This is a genomic window from Arthrobacter sp. Y3223166 (assembly GCF_059090935.1).
The window spans coordinates 21015-38253 of sequence record NZ_JBNHGE010000019.1 but is presented as its reverse complement, the minus strand read 5'-3'; the positions used below and the strand labels follow the sequence as shown (position 1 = coordinate 38253).

The following is a 17239-nucleotide window of genomic DNA, read 5'->3' as shown; positions in this document are numbered from 1 at the left end:
GGACAGGCTGTCCTGTCCGCCTCCGGCGTTGTCAGTCCTGCCGCGCGGCCGCCTAGTTCAGCCCGCGCAGGTCGAGGGTCATCTCGCCGGTTCCGGAGCCAACCACCACGGGGATGCCCCAGTCCTGCTGGTACAGGTGGCAGGCGGCATGGTCCGGGATCTCGCCGCCGGGTTCGCCGTCGCAGGCCGCCGCCCGTGCGGTGATGTGCAGGACGCCCTCCGCGACCTCGTCGGACAGCACCAGTTCGCGCACCAGCCCCACGGAGGTGCCGGCGCCGGAAACCAGCAGCTTCTCCGGCGAAGAAGAGATCTTCAGCTGCGTCGGGTCTCCCCAGCGGTCATCCAGCTTCTGGCCGGTGGGGGCCGCGAAGCGGACGGTCAGCGCCAGCGGCCCGGCCGAGACCTCGGTCTTGGGCCGCTGCGTCTGCGAGGCCCCCTCGTCCACCTTCAGGGCTTCCTTGGGGACGGGAAGCCGGACGAGCTGGTGCTTGTTCGCTTCCACCACCAGCAGCAGCGGCTCGCCTCCGCCGGCCACGGCAGAGGTGTCCAGCATGACGTCGGACGGCTCGGCCAGACCGCGCGCCAGGGTGGAGACGGTCCCGCTCACCGGGTCGTAACGGCGTACCGCCCCGTTGTAGGTATCCGCCACGGCCACCGAACCGTCCGGCAGGACGGCCACGCCCAACGGATGCTGCAGCCGCGCCTCGGCTGCCTCCCCGTCGCGGAATCCGAAGTCGAAGAGACCGGTGCCGACGGCGGTGGAGACGTGCGCCCGCTGCTCGCCCTTGACCTCCACGAAGGAAATCTTGCGCAGGGCCGACGTCTCCGAGTCCGCGACCCAAATGCCTCCTGCCGCGTCCTCGGCCAGGCCCGACGACTGGGCGAACCAGGCCGCGGTGGCCTCGCCGTCCTGCAGGCCTTCCAGCCCGGTACCGGCAAGGATGGCGACGGCGCCGGAGGCCGGGTCGAAGGTGAAGATCTGGTGCACGCCGGCCATGGCGATCACCACCGCCTCCAACCTGGTCGACCACAGGACGTCCCACGGCGAGCTGAGCGAGACGGCGAGCGGATCGGCGGGAAGCTGCTCCCGGCCCGATGCGATGGCTTCCGCCAGTTCCTCCCCCAGCGCTTCCCCGGAAGCCGCTTCGTCCGCCACGGATCCGGGACCGGCTTCGGCGAGCCCCGGCGCGGTGCGCTGGGAGCCGGCATCGAGCAGCCGCTGCACGCCGCTGCCGGCGATCGTGGTCACCTCGCCGGTGGCCAGGGACAGGCCGCGGAGGCGGTGGTTCACGGAGTCGGCAACGACGACGTCGTAGCCCGCCTTCCCGCGGATTCCTTCCGGAAGCAGGGCCACGCCCTGGGGCTCGTTGAACTGCGCGGCATCGGCCGGCCCGTCCTGCCAGCCCTTCACGCCCGAACCGTAGGTCCTGAGCACGGTCGACAGGTCAGCGGCCAGTTCCACCAGCCGGTGGTGGCCGGTGTCGCTGACCAGGAAGGACCCGCCGGCGGAGCCGACGCCGTCCGGCAGCGGAATGGCCTTGCCCGGGAAGCGCAGGTCGCCGGCGGTGGTTTCCGCGGGCACGTACGGCCCGTCGCCGCGGTGCAGCGTGCCCTTGGCTTCGTGTTCGGCCACCAGCTCTTCCACCAGCGACGCCAGGCCGCCGGAGTGGCCCTCTCCGGACAGGTGCGCCACGATGTAGCCCTCGGGGTCCACGACCACCAGCGTCGGCCACGCCCGGGCGGCGTAGGCCTGCCAGGTGTCCAGCTCCGGATCGTCGAGCACCGGGTGGTGGATTTCGTACCGCTCCACGGCCGCGGCCAGCGCCACGGGGTCGGCTTCGTGCTCGAACTTCGGGGAGTGCACCCCGACGGTGACCAGCACGTCCTTGTACTTTTCCTCCAACGGCCTCAGCTCGTCCAGCACGTGGAGGCAGTTAATGCAGCAGAAGGTCCAAAAGTCCAGCAGCACAATCTTGCCCCGCAGGTCTTCCAGCCCCAGCTGCTTGCCGCCGGTGTTCAGCCAGTTGCGCCCCACCAGGTCCGAGGCACGGACCCGGTAGTTGCTGCGGATGGTGTCGGCTGCCTCAGTCATCTGGTTTCTCCTTGTGTCCGGCCGGCGTCATCCGGTTCCGGAACGGGCGGCTGCCCGGTGGTGGTTGTCGGAAGTTCATGGTCGCCGGAGTCCGTGCCGGGCCCGGCGGCAGGCCGTGCTGCCCCCGGCGGGACCAGGCGTGCATCCTGCCGGGCCATCTTGGCAAACATATCGTTATAAGCCGCCAGTTCGGCGTCGTTATTCCTATCGGCCGAACGATCTTTACGCTTTGTTTCCCGCGCGTCGGACCGCGACCAGGCTATGGCCACTCCGACGGCGATGCAGAGGGTGGGTATTTCCCCGATGCCCCACATGATGGCCCCGCCCAACTGCTGGTCGTCCATGGCCGGCAGTCCCCACTCGCGTCCCATGCTGCCGAACCAGGAGGCCTGGATCAGGGCCGTGGAGCTGGTCAGGGCGACGCCGAAGAATGCGTGGAAGGCCATCGTCGCGAACAGCAGCAACAGCCGCAACGGGTAGGGCGCGCGCCGCGGCAGCGGATCCTGGCCGATCATCGAGAGGATGAACAGGTATCCGGTGAGCAGGAAGTGCAGGTTCATCAGCTCGTGCCCCACGTGCTCGCGCAGGGCGAAGCCGAACAGCGGCGAGTAGTAGAAGATGATGATCGAACCGGCGAAGTTCGCCGCCGCGAAGAGCGGATGGGTGATGACCGCGGAATACTTCGAATGCACCAGCCAGAGGATCCATTCGCGCAGGCCCTTGCTGCCGTCGCGGCGCGGCGGCAGCGCCTTCAGCGCCAGCGTGACCGGCGAGCCCAAGACGAGGAACAGGGGAACCACCATGGTCAGGGCCATGTGGTCCAGCATGTGCGCGCTGAACAGCACCATCCCGTAGACTGCCGGCGCCCCCGACGTGACATAGGTGAGCGCCAGCAGGCCGACGATCCAGCTGATGGTCCGGGCCACCGGCCAGCCGTCGCCGCGCCGGCGCAGCCTGGCGGCCGCGACCAGGTAGGCGATGCCGGTGACCAGGGCGAACGTCACCCACAGCCAGTCCCACCGCCAGACGGTCAGCCAACTGCTCCCGACCAGTTCCGGCGGCAGTTCGTAACCGGTCAGGATGCGCGCCGGGGACGCGTCCGGCGGCAGTTCCTCGGGCGTCGGCGGCGCCGTGCGGGCCAGGGCCGTCGCCACGCCGAAGACCGCCGCCATGATGAGGAGTTCGACGGTGATGAGCTGCCACAGGACGCGCTTGCCGGACTTCGTTGCGAGTTCGGGGATGATCCACTGCCGGTGCATGAAGCCGATGGCCCCCAGCAGCAGCGTGGCGAGGGCTTTGATCACCACGAGCACCCCGTAGGGCGTGGAGAGCTGGTCCAGCGAGGTGATCCGAATGGACGCGTTGATGATGCCGGAGAAGAACACCAGGCCGAAGCTGATCAGTGCCAACGATGAGTAGCGGCGCAGCACCTGCCCGGTGATGTCCCTGGTGCCCAGTGTGCCGGAGATGACCGCGAGGACGATGATTCCGCCCACCCAGAGGCAGGCACCCAGCAGGTGCAGCCCGATCGAGTTGACGGCCCCGTAGTGATCGTCGCCGCCGGCCGAGTGCCCGATCAGGGCCATCGGCAGCAGCCCGCCGATGGTGGCCAGCGCCAAGGTGGTGGCCAGCCCCGGGAGGGAGCGGAGGCCGAAGATCAGCGTGGCCACGACGGCGGCCACTATGGTGATGGCGAGCCAGGCCTGGCCGGTTCCGATGTCCGTCATGAAGCCGATGAATCCGGCGGTGTAGTTGGCGTCCCCGCTCACGGGTAGCCCGGCGACGTCGGAGAAACTGAAGACCAGCACGGCCATGGCCGCCAGCGTCCAGACTACGGCGGCGACCGCGGCCAGCCGCAGCGCGGCCGTGAAGGCGGGATGCTCGGGGCCCTGGTCGCCGTTGCCCGGCCTGCGGCCGGGACGCAACTGCCGGGGAAGGATGCCGACGGCGAAGAGCAGCGCTGCGATGACGGCTGCCAAAGCCGTGTTGTTGGCGGCCTTGGCCACCGGCAGCGCCCATCGGGTCAAGGCGCCGGGGTCGGAGAGCTGGCGGGTGGCGGCCGCCCCGGAGTACAGCAGGGCTGCCGCCAGCGCCAGGACCAGGACGACCGCACCGGCCAGGAGCCATCCCCTGCCGATCCCGTCGGCGGTGATCGCCGCAGGACGCCGGTCAGCCGCAGGGGTCAGCCGCTCAGCCACGACCGCCAGCGCCTCCGCCCCGCTTGCTCATCACGAAGGCGGCCAGTCCGGCCAGGATAGCCAGCGTGCCGGCGCCCAGCGCGAGGAACAGTCCGGCGCCGCCGGCACCGTCCTCTTCCCCGGCTGCCTCGGCGGTGCCGCCGGCCGCGGATGCGGATGCCGGGGCCGAGGCGGTGCCGCCGGCCGCAAGGGAGAATTTTGTGGTTCCTTCGATCGGATGGCCGTCGCTGGAGACGACCCGCCAGCCCAGCTGGTAGTCGCCGTCGGGCATCCCGTCCTGCAGGGGAATGGTGACCTCACGGCCGCCGAGCACGGGTGCTCCGGCGGCCCAGTCGGTGCCGGCGCTGTCCAGGACCTGGGTGGTGGTGCCGATATCCATCACATTCGCACTGAATTCCAGCACGATGCTCTCGGGCTGGACGTCGAGGACGGCGCCGTTTTCCGGGGTGGATCCGATCAGTTCGTCGTGGGCCGCGGCCGGGCGCGCCAGCGTCAGCGCGGCCGAAAGCCACAGCAGCATGGCGGCCAAGGCGGCCGCGAGCAGTCGGCGCAGGGCCGCCTGCCGGGCGAGGCGTCGGGCGTCGTCACGGCGCTGCCTGGCTGCCGAAGACCCAGAGGCGGCAACGCGGACGGGTGCAGGGGTGTTCATCAGGGGGTTCATCACGTTCTTTCGTCGGGGGATGCGCGGATGGCGCCGGTCAGAAAGCGTGATGCAGGGGCGGCCCCCGGTGCCGCAGCGAAAGCAGCGGCACTCCAAGCGCGGCGAGGGTACGGACAGTCCGTGCCCCGGGGCTGGCCAGCCTGGCCCGCGGTACCGGATGCCAGCCGTACAGCCGGCGCGGGATTGCCAACAGCACCGTTCCGGCCAGGGCCGCTGCAGCTTGCTCGCCGCGGCGCAGCAGCAGGACCGTTGCAACGGCAGCGGCAAGGTGGGCTGCCAGCATCGCCGGATCCTCGGCCCCGGCCGGCGGGGCCGGTGCGGCCGCCACCCAGTCGCCGGGAGGCAGCGCCGGGCCGTGGCCGGCATGGGCTCCCGCGCCGGGGGTCATCCCCGCCGGGGCGCCGTGGCCCGCCCGGAAAAGCAGGTGGTAGATGGCCTGGCTGCCCCCCACCGCGGCCAGCAGGCGCGGCCAGGACAATGACTTGCCGGCCAGGCCCACGCAGACCAGCCCGGAGAGGGCGAGGGACAGGGACCAGACGGCCAGGGCGGGCGCATGTCCCCCGCCGGCCAGATGCGACAACGCGGCGGCGGAGGTGGCCACGGCAGCGCCGAGCCAGCCGCGCAGCAGCCGCGCTTCCCGCTGGACCATGCCGAGTCCTCCGTCCCGATACTTCCGGGCGTGCCTGTGGCGCACGCCCCGCCCGGCTATTTTACCGCCGGTAGAAGTTAAGGCGTTAAAGAGCAGGACCGCCACCGGTTGCCGGTGACGGTCCTGCGGAAGCCTGGTGGGAAAACTACTTCTTGGCGACAGCAGCCTTCAGCTTGGAACCAGCGGTCAGCTTCACGCTGTGGCCGGCCGGAATCTGGATGGATTCGCCGGTCTGCGGGTTGCGGCCGGTGCGGGCCGCGCGGTCGGTGCGCTCGACGGCGAGCCAGCCCGGGATGGTGATCTTCTCGCCCTTGGCGACGGAGGTCGCGAAGATGTCGAACACGGCGTCCAGGACACCGTTCACTGCGGTCTGGCTGGTGCCGGCCTTCTCTGCAACAGCTGCAACAAGTTCACTGCGATTGATAGCCAATTTTTGTCCTCCTGGACTGCTTCGGTTTGGTCAGAGCCTCCGCAGGCTGCGGAAAAGCTACTGAGCGAAAACTTACCAGCTTGGCCGCCCCGATCCGGCAAAATCCGCGGAATCTGGCGGAATTTTTAGCGAAATACCCCGATTTCGGGCCGATTCAGCCCCGCGGGGTCCGCTTTTTGCGCCGAGAGCATATGATGGGCCGTTTCCGCGCGCCGCGGCTGCCCCGGTTTCGTGTGGCACGGCTGGCGCGACACGATCACCGCTTCAGCGTGGGAGCTACGGCGATGGACTGTTCCAGCGGTCGATCACGGCCCTCGTTCTCCCCGCTGCCTGCCGGAGCGCTCCGGGCATGGCAAAGGCGGCGGCCCTGCTGGACCGCCGCCTTGATGCAGCTTCACCGGGAAGCCGGCCGGATTTCTACCAGCTGGACTTCTTGATGCCCGGCAGTTCGCCGTTGTGCGCCATGGTACGGAAACGCACGCGCGAGATTCCGAACTTCTGGAGCGTGCCGCGGGGGCGGCCATCGATCTGGTCGCGGTTGCGGACGCGGACCGGGGACGCGTTGCGGGGCAGCTTCTGCAGGCCCAGGCGGGCCTCTTCGCGGGCCTCGTCGGTCGCGTTGGCGTCGACCAGGGTCTTCTTCAGCTCGGCACGCTTCGCGGCGTAACGCTCGACAACGACCTTGCGCTGCTCGTTGCGAGCAATCTTGGACTTCTTGGCCATGTTTAGCGCTCCTCTCGGAATTCGACGTGCTTGCGGATGACCGGGTCGTACTTCTTCAGGACAATGCGGTCCGGGTCGTTACGACGGTTCTTCCGGGTCACGTAGGTGAAGCCGGTGCCGGCGGTGGACTTCAGCTTGATGATGGGACGTACGTCCTTGTCCTTGGCCATTAAAGCTTCACACCCTTCGCGAGGAGCTCGGCGACGACAGCGTCGATGCCGCGGACGTCAATGGTCTTGATGCCGCGGGCCGAAACCTGCAGCGTCACGTTGCGGCGCAGGGATGGAACCCAGTAGCGCTTCTTCTGAATGTTCGGATCGAACCGGCGCTTGTTGCGGCGGTGCGAGTGCGAAATGCTGTGGCCAAAGCCGGGCTCGGCTCCGGTCACCTGGCAGTGTGCTGCCATGATCTCTCCTCCAGTTGTAGTAAATATTGACGGACTTGACGCAGAAACGTAAGTAAAGCGCCTGCGAATCTGCGTGTAAGAGCGCCCGCCACCAGTTGTGACACCGTTATTACTGCGACTTTCCGGAGGTGAACCTGGCGGGGTGAGATCCAGCCGAAGTGCCTCGCCGCGGGGAAGACGGTGAAGTCAGGTGCAATAAGCCGCTTGCCTCCCGGGGGAGGCGCGGCCTATCCGCGACCCTCAATTCTAGGTAAACACGGACGCCACACAACGTTGCCATCCCCCCGCCTGGGCAAGGGGGTGCCAAGTTGCGTGACTTAACGCCTTTCCATCTTAGGGGCAGCGGCGGTTTGGATCAAACCAACGGCCGGTCCCCGACGGCGACAGCGAACCGCGGCTCCGGGAGCAAGGCTCAGCTGTTCAGCCGCGGTTCGCGCAGCACCCAGCTGTTGGGCTCCAACTGCTGCACGATTTTCTTGCCGATGCGTTCCAGGTCCTGCACATCCCGGCGGTCCAGTCCGTCGAAAACCGCCTGCCGCACGGTTTCGACGTGCCCCGGCGCAAGGGCCACGATCGCGTCCATCCCCGCATCCGTGAGCAACGCCATGGTCACCCGAGCGTCATCGGCGCACTGCGCCCGGGTCACCCAGCCGCGGCCCTGAAGCTTCTTGACCACGTGCGAGAGCCGGGACAGCGAAGAATAGGTGCGGGAGGCCAGCTCGCTCATGGGCAGCGACCGGTCCGGAGCCTCGGACAACATGGCCAGCACGTTGTAGTCGAAGAGCGTCAGCTTGCCCTCCCGGTACAGCGGGGCGTCGAGGTTGCCCGGCAACAGGGTGGACACCGCCAGCAAGGCCAGCCAGGCCTGGCGTTCTTCGGGGTCGAGCCAGCGTGCAGAAGTCATGCCTCTATTCTGCCATAAAACTTGAGGCTTCAACTGTTAGGGCCGGCGGGCCGGCACTTCCGCTTCTGCCCGTACGGCACTAGACCCGTCCGGTGGTGTGGAGCCCCGTGAGTTGCGGGTACTTCGCGGTGAGCGAGTCCCCCGAGGACGTGCCGCGCAGCCGGCGTCCCATCCACGGGCCCAGGTGCTCCCGGGCCCACCGGACATTGGCGGCCATCGCGCGCCGGCGGGTCAGCGCCGCCAAGTCCGGCAGCGCCGGCAGGTCGATGATGTCCTCGGCCTGCAGCACTTCCAACACCTTCTTGGCCATCAGCGTGTGCCCGGCCGTGGACATGTGCAGGCGGTCGTCGTCCCAGTAACGCCAGTCGCGGAACTCGCGCATCCGCCAGTAGTCAACGATTTTCGCCCCGTGCAGGTCGGCGATCTCGCGCACCCACTCGTTGTAGATGGCGGTGCGGCCGCGGGTCTTGCTGAAGACCGCCGAGGCCACCGTGTCAAAGCCGGTGAACAGCACGACGTCGGCACCGGTGGCGGCCAGCTTGGCCACGCCGGCTTCGTACCCTGCCATCAGCGCGTCGATGTCCACCCGCGGGCGCAGGAGATCGTTGCCGCCGGCATAGAGGGTGACCAGGGTCGGTTGGAGCGCTACGGCGGCGTCGATCTGGTCGTTCAGTACCTGGGTGATCTTTTTGCCGCGGATGGCAAGGTTGGCATAGCCCCAGCCGGCATCGGCGAGCATCAGCTGCTCGGCTACCCGGTCGGCCCAGCCGCGTACACCATTGGGCAGGCTGGGATCCTTGTCTCCCACCCCCTCGGTGAACGAATCCCCCAAGGCCACAAAACGCTGCGCGAAAGTCACCGGACCAGATTAACAAAGAAACCGTTCCGGCAGCGGCCCGGCGCGGCGCTACGCGACGCTGCGCGGTGCGTACATGATGACGGCGACCCCGGCGAGCGCGAGGCCGGCGCCGATGAAATCCCAGCGGTCCGGCTGGAAACCGTCCAGCAGCATGCCCCAGGCCAGTGATCCGGCGATGAACACTCCGCCGTACGCGGCCAGCACCCGGCCGAAGTTCGCATCCGGCTGCTGGGCGGCGATGAAACCGTACAGGCCCAGGGCCATCACTCCCAAGCCGGCGAACCACCAGTCCCGGCCTTCGCGCACCGCCTGCCAGACCAGCCAGGCGCCGCCGATCTCCGCGACGGCGGCGAGGACAAACAGGATGGCGGATTTGGCGATCGTCATCCATCCAGTATCCCAAGCCGACGGCTCGGCGCCCGCCGCCTCAGCCGCCGGTCAGTTCCCGGACGGCTTCTTCGAAGACCTCGTGGTGCCGTTCGACGTCGGCGCTGGTGGTTTGCGGGCACATCAGGGCCATGTTGTGGAACGGGGTGAGCAGGATGCCGCGGTTGGCCAGGTATAGGTGCAGGAAGTCCTCCAACCCGCCGTCGTGGCTGGCCGCCGACTCCGTGCCGTTGCGGGGCGCCGGGTTGGCGAAGCGGTATTCGGCCCGCGCACCCAACCGGGACACCGACCACGGCAGCGAATACGTATCGATCACCCGCTGCACGCCGGTGGCGAACTCCGTGGCACGCGCGGTCATCGCGGCGAAGGCCTGGTCCGTCAGCACGTGTTCGAGCGTGGCCCGCATGGCCGCGACGGACAGCGGGTTTCCGGCCAGGGTGCCGCCCACGCCGCCCATGTCCACCAGGTCCAAATCGGCCCGGCCCAGTGCCCGTTCGGCCAGTTCCGCGCTGAGCCCGTAGGCGCCGCAGGGGATGCCGCCGCCGATGGATTTGCCGATCACCACCACGTCCGGCTCGAGCCCCCACGCCGCGGTCGCCCCGCCGGGGCCGGCGGAGAAGGTGTGCGTCTCGTCGATAATCAGCAGCGTGCCGTGCCGGCGGGTCAGTTCCCGCACGCCGTCCAGGTAGCCCGGCTCCGGCAGCACGATGCCGATGTTGGTCAGTGCCGGTTCCATCAGCACAGCTGCCACGTCTCCGTAGGCCAGCTGGCGCTCCAGGGCGGCAAGATCGTTGAACTCGGCGACCCTGCTGGTCTCCGTAACGTCCACCGGTGCCCCGACATTGCCCGGGCGGTTCATGCCCTCGCCGTCGGGTCCGGCCACGATCAGCGATTCGTCCACCGACCCGTGGTAGCAGTACGGGTTGAACAGGATCTTGCTCCGGCCGGTCAGGGCCCGGACCAGCCGGATGGCCCACCGGTTGGCATCGGTGGCGGTGAGCGAGAAGCTCCAGCGCTCCACGCCGAACCGGCGGGCCAGCTCCGCCCCCACCCACTCGGCGTCCGCGGTGGGCAGCATGGTGGCTAGTCCCCCGTCGTCGGCGGCACGCCGGATCATCGCCTCGACGGTGGGCTGCGGGGAGTGGCCGGCCATCGCGCCGGTGTCGCCCAGCGCGAAGTCCACGTATTCGAGTCCGTCCACGTCCCACACCCGGCAGCCGCGGGCCCGGGCGAGGTAGAGGGGGAAGCTGCCCGCCCTCTTGTTCATCCATGTCATCGGGACTTTCCCGAAGAGGTGGGACGCGCCGTCGTACAGTGCCTTGGACTGGGGATGCTTGGCCTCGAAGTCCTGCAGTTCGCGCGCGAACAGCACCGCCAGCCGGTTCCGGTCGATCATGAAGGGCTCCTAGTCAGCGGGTCGGGCGGGTCAGCGTGCCGCCAGCATCTTGGCGCGGCGGTGTGCGAGGATCTGCCCGCCGATCACGATCAGCAGCGCGATGATGAACATCGCCGAGCCGATCACGTTCGCCTGGGCGGGGATGCCGCGGGTGGCGGCCACGTAGATGAACTTCGGGAAGGTATCCACGTTGCCGGAGTTGAAGTTGGTGATGATGAAGTCGTCAAAGCTGATCGCGAAGCTCAGCAGGGCCGCCGCCACGATCCCCGGCAGCAGCAGCGGGAAGGTGACCCGCCAGAACGCCTGCATCGGGGAGGCATAGAGGTCGGCCGCCGCCTCCTCCAGCTTCGGGTCGAGGCTGGCGACCCGGGCCTTCACGGTGACCACGACGAAGGAAATGCAGAAGACGGTGTGGGCGATGATGATGGTGCCCTTGCCCAGCTCCGCGCCCACGTTCAGAAACTGCGCCAGCAACGAGGCGCCGAGGACTACTTCCGGGGTGGCCAGCGGAAGGAATATCAGCATGTTGGCGGTGGAATTGAACCGGAACCGGTAGCGGACCAGCCCGATGGCGATGGCCGTGCCCAGGAGGACGGCGATCACCGTGGCAACCGCGCCTATTTGGAGGCTGTTGCCCAGCGCCTGGCAGACTGCCGGGGCGCCGCACGGGTTGGTCCAGTTGTCCCACGTGAAGGCGCGCCAGGTGAGGTTGGTGCGCCCGGCGTCGTTGAAGGAGAACACGAAGACGTAGGCGATGGGGACCAGCAGGAAGACGAACGCCAGGCCGCCGAACACAGGGACCAGCCAGCGGCCCAAGGAGTTTTTCACGTCAGAGCCCCCTACAGCAGTTCTTTGGTGCCGAAACGGCGCACGTAGATGAAGACCAGGGCGAGGATGGCCAGCATCAGCACAAAGGACAGTGCCGAAGCGCCCGGATAGTCGACGATGCGGAAGAACCGGGAGTCGACGACCTGGCCGATCATGGTCGTGTTCTGGTTGTTGCCCAGCAGGGAGGCGTTGATGTAGTCCCCGGCAGCCGGAATGAAGGTCAGCAGCGTTCCGGCCATCACCCCGGGCATCGACAGCGGCAGCGTGACGGTCCTGAAGGTGGTGAAACCGTTCGCGTAGAGGTCGTTGCCGGCCTCGATCAGCCGGGTGTCCAGCCGCTCGAGGTTCGCGTAGATGGGCAGGGTCATGAAGGGCAGGAAGTTATAGGTCAGGCCGCAGACCACGGCGAAGGCGGTGGCCGTGAGCCGCCCGTCCTCCGGAAGCAAGGCGAACGCCCTGAGCACGGAGACCACCGGGCCCTCGTCGGCGAGGATCTGTTTCCAGGCCTGCGTGCGCAGGATGAAGCTGGTGAAGAACGGCGCGATGATCAGCACCAGCAGGATGCCTCGCAGCAGGCCGCGCCCGCGCAGCCTGACCGCGATCAGGTAGGCCATGGGATAGCCGATCAGCAGCGCCGCGGCGGTGGCGACCAGCGCGAACCCGAAGGAACGCAGCAACTCCGGCCAGTAGCTGCCCAGCACCCGCACGTAGTTGTTGAACTCCAGCGCCGGCACGAACTGGCCGATGTCGGCCCCCGGCGGCTTCGTGTAGAGCGAGGTCGCGAGCAGCGAGAACACCGGGAGCACAAAGAACAGCAGCAGGAAGAAGAAGCCGGGCAGGATCAGCCAATAGCCCATCCGCCCCCGGCGGCGTTCCTCCTTAAGCTCGCCGCTGCCGCGTCCCTGATCCGGCGCCGATGACGTGTCTGCGGTGGCCAGCGCACTCATCAGACACCGTCCTCGGGCGCCCCGTACTGCGGTTCCTCGTCGCCGTCGAGGCCGAAGGCGTGTTCCGTGTCCCAGCTGAGCACGACGGCGTCGCCCGGCTGGGCCAGCTGCTGGCCGTGGTTTTGGCTGAAGACGCCCACCGTGCCGATCCCGGCAACCTCTACCAGGTACTCGGTACTGACCCCGGTGAACGAGGTGTCGAGCACGGTGCCGCGCAGGACGTTGGCGGCTTCGGCCGGCCCATCGTCCGGCCACATCATCTTCAGCTTCTCCGGACGGATCCCGATCAGCGCCTTGCCCCGGTGCACGGTCGCGCGCTCCTTCAGCACGGCCAGCCGGTTGCCGTTGGCATTGACGACGACGGCGTCGCCCCGGTCCTCGATGATCTCCCCGGCGACCAGGTTGGATTTGCCCAGGAAGTTGGCCACGAACACGGTGCGCGGCAGTTCATACAGCTCGCGGGGAGCACCCATCTGCTCCACCTTGCCGGCGTTCATGACGGCCACGGTGTCCGCCATGGTCATGGCTTCTTCCTGGTCGTGGGTGACGTGGACAAAGGTCAGTCCGACCTCGGTCTGGATCTTCTTCAGTTCCACCTGCATTTGCCGGCGCAGCTTCATGTCCAGCGCGCCCAGCGGTTCGTCCAGCAACAGCACCGCCGGCTGGTTGACGATGGCCCGCGCCAGCGCCACGCGCTGCTGCTGACCGCCGGAGAGCTGGGCCGGCCGCCGTGCGCCCAGGTGCGACAGCTCCACTAGCGCCAGTGCCTTCTTCGCCTGCTCCTGGGCGTCGCGGACCTTGCGCCGGCGCAGCCCGAACGCCACGTTGTCCAGCACGCTCATGTGCGGAAACAGGGCGTAGTTCTGGAACACGGTGTTGACCGGCCGCTGGTGCGGGCTGGCCTTGCTGATGTCCTTGCCGCCGATGCTGATGCTGCCGGACGTGGGCTGTTCCAGCCCGGCTACCATCCGCAGGGTGGTGGTCTTGCCGCAGCCGGAGGGGCCGAGCAGGGCAAAGAACTGGCCCGCCGGAATGGTCAGGTCCAGGTCATCGACGGCCACGAAATCGCCGAACCGCTTGGTCACGGACGACAGCACCAGATCCGCGCCGCTGTCTTCGCCGACTGCGTGGGCGTGCTCTGTCCTCAGTGGTGCCTGGGTCATCAGTTGCCGATCGCCTGCTGGAAACGGTTGCCGAAGTCGGTTTCCTCGTCGGCCTCCAGGCTGCGGAAGACCTTGACCTTGGCCAGGTCTTCGTCCGTCGGGAAGATCAGCGGGTTGTCGACCAGTTCCGGGTCGATCTTCTCCATGGCTTCCTTGGCTCCCTGCACCGGGCAGATGTAGTTCACGTAGGCCGCTACGGTCGCCGCGTTTTCCGGATCGTAGTAGAAGTCCATCAGCGTTTCCGCGTTCTTCTTGTGCGGCGAGCCGATGGGCACCAGCAGGTTGTCCGACCACAGGGTTCCGCCGGCCTCGGGGAGCGCGAATTGCCACTTGTCGCCCTCCTCGAAGTTCAGCTGCGTGATGTCACCGGACCAGCAGATCACCGCCAGCGCGTCGCCGGAGATCAGGTCTTCCTTGTAGGAGTTGCCCTTGACCTGACGGATCTGGCCGTCGGCGATCTGCTTTTGCAGGACCTCCAGGGCGGCGTCGTATTCGCTCGTGCCCCAGTCACCGGAAATGTCCACGCCGTTGTCCAGCATGAGCAGGCCCATGGTGTCGCGCATCTCGTCGAGCACTTCCACGCGTCCCTTGAGCTCGGGCTTCCACAAATCGGATACCGTCCGCAGCCCGCCCGGGACCGCTTCCTTGTTCCAGGCAATGCCCGCGTATCCGGACTGCCAGGTCAGGGAGTTCTTCCGGTCCGGGTCGAAGTCCACGTTCTTCAGGGTCTCCAACAGGTTGGCCGCGTTCGGGATGTTCGCGTGGTCCAGTTCCTGGGTGTAGCCGAGCCGGATCAGTCGTGCCGCCATCCAGTCGGTGAGCGTGATGATGTCCTGTCCAATGTCCTGCCCGGCGGCGAGCTGGCCCTGGACCTTTCCGAAGTACGTGTCGTTTCCGTCGATATCCTCGGAATAGTTGGCCTGGATCCCGGTTTTCTTGGTGAAGGCCTCCAGCGACGGGTAGGTCTGGCTGGAGTCGTCGTAGTCCAGGTACAGGGTCCAGTTGGCCCAGTTGACTTCCTTTTCCTGGTCCGACAGGTCTTCCGCCGGGGACAGGGCACCGGCCGAGCCGGTGTTCGACGAGCCGCCCGTGCCGCCCGTTCCACACGCCGCGAGCAGGCCGGCCAAAGTCAGTCCGCCGGCGCCCATCAGGACGTTCCGGCGGGACATTTGCGCAGCGATCAGGCGTCGCAGGCGTGGGTCTTCAGGTAGTCGTTTCGGCATCTGGTGCTCCTGTTGACGGATCGGGCCTCGCTGGTGCGTCGATACTTGCAGACCGCGGAGACCCCGACAATAGTTTCAGTTGTAAATTTTTGGTTACACGACGAAATCCGAAGCATGCCCCGCTGCCTGCACGTGGATTGTCCCCTCCCTAAGGGCGCACCCGCGAAGTATGCACCCGGCGGACGGAAGGGCCGCACGTGAAAGCTGAAGTGAGCTGCTTCACAAACAGATAGTAGCCTCTAGTTCTGCGTATATCGATAGCCTCCGCCGCGAATCTTTTCGGATTCAGCACTTGCGCTCTCATCAGACAACGGATTCAATAGTCAGCAATCCCTGCCGGTGGCGGGTATTCGCTTAGGAGGTGGATACGCTTGACCTTGCTGCCCAGTGCCGGCCACGGCCTCATCGGCAACGGCCACAGCCCTGCGGTGGACGAGGTCTCCAAGGCCATCATCGAGCAACTGCAGGAGGACGGCCGGCGCTCCTACGCCGCCATCGGCAAGGCGGTCGGGCTCTCCGAAGCGGCCGTCAGGCAGCGGGTGCAGAAGCTGATCGACTCCGGCGTCGTGCAGATCGTCGCGGTCACCGATCCGCTGCAACTGGGCTTTGCCCGGCAGGCCATGCTGGGCATCAAGACCGCTGCCGACCTGCTGGAAGTGTCGGACAAGATCGCCGAACTGGACCAGGTGCACTACTGCCTGGTCACCGCGGGCTCGTTCGACATTCTGGCCGAAATCATCTGCGAAAACGACCAGGATTTGTTGCGGCTGGTCAACCGGATCCGCGGCATTCCCGGTGTCCTGAGCACCGAAACATTCATGTATCTCTCCCTGCGCAAGCAGGAATACAACTGGGGAACCCGATGACACAGACATCAGCATCGCCAAGCACCAGCATCCCGGGCCAAGGCACACCCGCCGGCACCACGACCGACGCCCCGATGCGCCGGACCTACACCACTCCGATGGGAACGGACCGCCAGCAGGCGGCCCGCGACCACCTGTGGATGCACATGGCCCGACACTCACCGCTGGTTGCCGGCGGCAACGTACCGGTGATTACCCGCGGCGAGGGCCACCTCATCTACGACGACCAGGGCCGCGAATACATCGACGGCCTGGCCGGGCTCTTCGTGGTCCAGGTGGGCCACGGCCGCGAGGAACTTGCGCAGGCGGCCGCCCGCCAGGCCAAGGAACTGGCCTTCATGCCGCTGTGGTCCTATGCCCACCCGGCGGCCATTGAGCTGGCCGAACGCCTGGCCCACCACGCCCCGGGCGACCTGAACCGGGTCTTCTTCACAACCGGCGGTGGCGAAGCCGTGGAATCTGCGTGGAAGCTGGCCAAGCAGTACTTCAAGCTGAAGGGCAAGCCCAACAAGACCAAGGTGATCTCCCGCGCCGTCGCCTATCACGGCACCCCGCAGGGAGCGCTTTCGATCACCGGCATCCCGGACATGAAGGCACCCTTCGAACCGCTGGTGCCCGGCGCGTTCCGCGTCCCCAACACGAACCAGTACCGCGCCCCTGCGGGCCTGGAAGATCCGAAGGCCTTCGGCCGCTGGGCCGCGGACCGGATCGGGGAAGCCATCGAGTTCGAAGGCCCGGACACCGTGGCCGCGGTGTTCCTGGAACCCGTGCAGAATTCCGGCGGCTGTTTCCCGCCGCCGCCCGGGTACTTCGAGCGGGTGAGGGAAATCTGCGACGAGTACGACGTTCTGCTGGTTTCCGACGAGGTCATCTGCGCGTTCGGCCGGATCGGTTCCATGTTCGCCTCCACCGACTTCGACTACGTGCCGGACATGATCACCTGCGCCAAGGGCATGACCAGCGGCTACTCGCCGATCGGCGCGATGATCGCCTCGGACCGCCTGTTCGAACCGTTCAAGCATGGCGACACGACGTTCTACCACGGCTACACCTTCGGCGGGCACCCGGTCTCGGCCGCCGTTGCCATGGCCAACCTGGACATCTTCGAACGCGAAGGCCTAAACAACCACGTCAAGGAGAACGCCCCGGCCTTCCGCAAGACGCTGGAAAAGCTGCTGGACCTGCCGATCGTCGGCGATGTCCGCGGCGAGGGCTATTTCTACGGGATCGAACTTGTCAAGGACAAGGCCACCAAGGAGACGTTCAACGACGAAGAGTCGGAGCACCTGCTGCGCGGCTATCTGTCCAACGCGCTGTTCGACGCCGGCTTGTACTGCCGGGCGGACGACCGTGGAGACCCCGTAGTCCAGCTCGCTCCGCCGCTGACCATCGGACAGCGCGAATTCGACCAGATCGAGCAGATCCTGCGCTCCGTCCTTACGGAGGGCATGAACCACCTCTGACCGGCAGCAGGAATCCCGGGGAGGGCTCTTTCCCGGAAACGGTG

18 protein-coding genes are annotated in these 17239 nt (G+C 67.3%); 2 read left to right on the top strand and 16 right to left on the bottom strand.

The window, feature by feature from the left end; translation table 11 throughout:
• Positions 1–52 precede the first annotated feature (52 nt).
• The 16 genes from AC5RUH_RS10280 to AC5RUH_RS10205 all read right to left on the bottom strand — a co-directional run bounded on the left by AC5RUH_RS10280 (position 53) and on the right by AC5RUH_RS10205 (position 14866).
• The gene (locus AC5RUH_RS10280) at positions 53–2092 is read right to left on the bottom strand and encodes an NHL domain-containing thioredoxin family protein (protein WP_494128514.1); all 2040 of its coding nucleotides are present in this window, start codon (positions 2090–2092) and stop codon (positions 53–55) included.
• Entirely contained in the window at positions 2089–4290 is a 2202-nt protein-coding gene (locus AC5RUH_RS10275; RefSeq protein WP_494012908.1) for a bifunctional copper resistance protein CopD/cytochrome c oxidase assembly protein, read from the bottom strand. The genes AC5RUH_RS10280 and AC5RUH_RS10275 overlap by 4 nt, the downstream gene beginning before the upstream one ends.
• Positions 4283–4939: a copper resistance CopC family protein gene (locus AC5RUH_RS10270; protein ID WP_494128513.1), complete on the bottom strand. Its 657-nt coding sequence runs from the start codon at positions 4937–4939 to the stop codon at positions 4283–4285. The genes AC5RUH_RS10275 and AC5RUH_RS10270 overlap by 8 nt, the downstream gene beginning before the upstream one ends.
• Before the next feature lie 49 nt (positions 4940–4988).
• A complete protein-coding gene (locus tag AC5RUH_RS10265; protein ID WP_494000728.1) occupies positions 4989–5600 on the bottom strand; it encodes a hypothetical protein in 612 nt (203 codons plus the stop codon).
• Positions 5601–5745: 145 nt separating this feature from the next.
• On the bottom strand, positions 5746–6030 hold the full coding sequence (locus AC5RUH_RS10260; RefSeq protein WP_136785733.1) for an HU family DNA-binding protein: 285 nt from the start codon (positions 6028–6030) through the stop codon (positions 5746–5748).
• 417 nt (positions 6031–6447) lie between these two features.
• Complete coding sequence (gene rpsN / locus AC5RUH_RS10255; RefSeq protein WP_127512988.1) at positions 6448–6753, bottom strand: 30S ribosomal protein S14; 306 nt, start codon at positions 6751–6753, stop codon at positions 6448–6450.
• 2 nt (positions 6754–6755) lie between these two features.
• On the bottom strand, positions 6756–6923 hold the full coding sequence (gene rpmG, locus AC5RUH_RS10250) for a 50S ribosomal protein L33 (RefSeq protein ID WP_127512989.1): 168 nt from the start codon (positions 6921–6923) through the stop codon (positions 6756–6758).
• Positions 6923–7159, bottom strand: coding sequence for a 50S ribosomal protein L28 (gene rpmB / locus AC5RUH_RS10245; protein WP_136785732.1), 237 nt, complete (start codon positions 7157–7159; stop codon positions 6923–6925). The genes rpmG and rpmB overlap by 1 nt, the downstream gene beginning before the upstream one ends.
• A gap of 412 nt (positions 7160–7571) precedes the next feature.
• A complete protein-coding gene (locus AC5RUH_RS10240; protein WP_494012910.1) occupies positions 7572–8063 on the bottom strand; it encodes a MarR family winged helix-turn-helix transcriptional regulator in 492 nt (163 codons plus the stop codon).
• 79 nt (positions 8064–8142) lie between these two features.
• The gene (locus AC5RUH_RS10235; RefSeq protein ID WP_494000730.1) at positions 8143–8922 is read right to left on the bottom strand and encodes an SGNH/GDSL hydrolase family protein; all 780 of its coding nucleotides are present in this window, start codon (positions 8920–8922) and stop codon (positions 8143–8145) included.
• A gap of 48 nt (positions 8923–8970) precedes the next feature.
• A complete protein-coding gene (locus tag AC5RUH_RS10230; RefSeq protein WP_494000731.1) occupies positions 8971–9309 on the bottom strand; it encodes a YnfA family protein in 339 nt (112 codons plus the stop codon).
• 40 nt (positions 9310–9349) lie between these two features.
• A complete protein-coding gene (locus AC5RUH_RS10225; protein ID WP_494000732.1) occupies positions 9350–10705 on the bottom strand; it encodes a transaminase in 1356 nt (451 codons plus the stop codon).
• 30 nt (positions 10706–10735) lie between these two features.
• Positions 10736–11533 carry an ABC transporter permease gene (locus AC5RUH_RS10220; protein WP_494128512.1) on the bottom strand — a complete coding sequence of 266 codons (798 nt, stop codon included), beginning with the start codon at positions 11531–11533 and terminating at the stop codon, positions 10736–10738.
• Between the two features lie 11 nt (positions 11534–11544).
• Positions 11545–12480, bottom strand: a complete 936-nt coding sequence (locus tag AC5RUH_RS10215) for an ABC transporter permease (RefSeq protein WP_494000734.1) — start codon at positions 12478–12480, stop codon at positions 11545–11547.
• Positions 12480–13643 (bottom strand): ABC transporter ATP-binding protein, encoded by a 1164-nt coding sequence (locus tag AC5RUH_RS10210; protein WP_494128511.1) that lies wholly within the window; start codon positions 13641–13643, stop codon positions 12480–12482. The genes AC5RUH_RS10215 and AC5RUH_RS10210 overlap by 1 nt, the downstream gene beginning before the upstream one ends.
• Positions 13643–14866, bottom strand: a complete 1224-nt coding sequence (locus AC5RUH_RS10205) for an ABC transporter substrate-binding protein (protein ID WP_494000736.1) — start codon at positions 14864–14866, stop codon at positions 13643–13645. Before AC5RUH_RS10205 ends, AC5RUH_RS10210 begins: the two co-directional genes overlap by 1 nt.
• A 371-nt stretch (positions 14867–15237) precedes the next feature.
• Here AC5RUH_RS10205 and AC5RUH_RS10200 point away from each other — a divergent pair, with 371 nt between their 5' ends.
• Together AC5RUH_RS10200 and AC5RUH_RS10195 are read left to right on the top strand one after the other, a co-directional pair.
• Positions 15238–15732: an Lrp/AsnC family transcriptional regulator gene (locus AC5RUH_RS10200; RefSeq protein ID WP_494000737.1), complete on the top strand. Its 495-nt coding sequence runs from the start codon at positions 15238–15240 to the stop codon at positions 15730–15732.
• 74 nt (positions 15733–15806) lie between these two features.
• Complete coding sequence (locus AC5RUH_RS10195) at positions 15807–17195, top strand: aspartate aminotransferase family protein (protein WP_494001304.1); 1389 nt, start codon at positions 15807–15809, stop codon at positions 17193–17195.
• Positions 17196–17239 lie beyond the last annotated feature (44 nt).

Bases quoted from the DNA above. Each gene is read 5' to 3' on its own strand.
- AC5RUH_RS10230 (WP_494000731.1), bottom strand. From the start codon at position 9,309: ATGACGATCGCCAAATCCGCCATCCTGTTTGTCCTCGCCGCCGTCGCG.
- rpmB (WP_136785732.1), bottom strand. From the start codon at position 7,159: ATGGCAGCACACTGCCAGGTGACCGGAGCCGAGCCCGGCTTTGGCCAC.
- AC5RUH_RS10280 (WP_494128514.1), bottom strand. From the start codon at position 2,092: ATGACTGAGGCAGCCGACACCATCCGCAGCAACTACCGGGTCCGTGCC.
- rpsN (WP_127512988.1), bottom strand. From the start codon at position 6,753: ATGGCCAAGAAGTCCAAGATTGCTCGCAACGAGCAGCGCAAGGTCGTT.
- AC5RUH_RS10225 (WP_494000732.1), bottom strand. From the start codon at position 10,705: ATGATCGACCGGAACCGGCTGGCGGTGCTGTTCGCGCGCGAACTGCAG.
- AC5RUH_RS10215 (WP_494000734.1), bottom strand. From the start codon at position 12,480: ATGAGTGCGCTGGCCACCGCAGACACGTCATCGGCGCCGGATCAGGGA.
- AC5RUH_RS10270 (WP_494128513.1), bottom strand. From the start codon at position 4,939: ATGAACACCCCTGCACCCGTCCGCGTTGCCGCCTCTGGGTCTTCGGCA.
- AC5RUH_RS10205 (WP_494000736.1), bottom strand. From the start codon at position 14,866: ATGCCGAAACGACTACCTGAAGACCCACGCCTGCGACGCCTGATCGCT.
- rpmG (WP_127512989.1), bottom strand. From the start codon at position 6,923: ATGGCCAAGGACAAGGACGTACGTCCCATCATCAAGCTGAAGTCCACC.
- AC5RUH_RS10265 (WP_494000728.1), bottom strand. From the start codon at position 5,600: ATGGTCCAGCGGGAAGCGCGGCTGCTGCGCGGCTGGCTCGGCGCTGCC.
- AC5RUH_RS10240 (WP_494012910.1), bottom strand. From the start codon at position 8,063: ATGACTTCTGCACGCTGGCTCGACCCCGAAGAACGCCAGGCCTGGCTG.
- AC5RUH_RS10210 (WP_494128511.1), bottom strand. From the start codon at position 13,643: ATGACCCAGGCACCACTGAGGACAGAGCACGCCCACGCAGTCGGCGAA.
- AC5RUH_RS10195 (WP_494001304.1), top strand. From the start codon at position 15,807: ATGCGCCGGACCTACACCACTCCGATGGGAACGGACCGCCAGCAGGCG.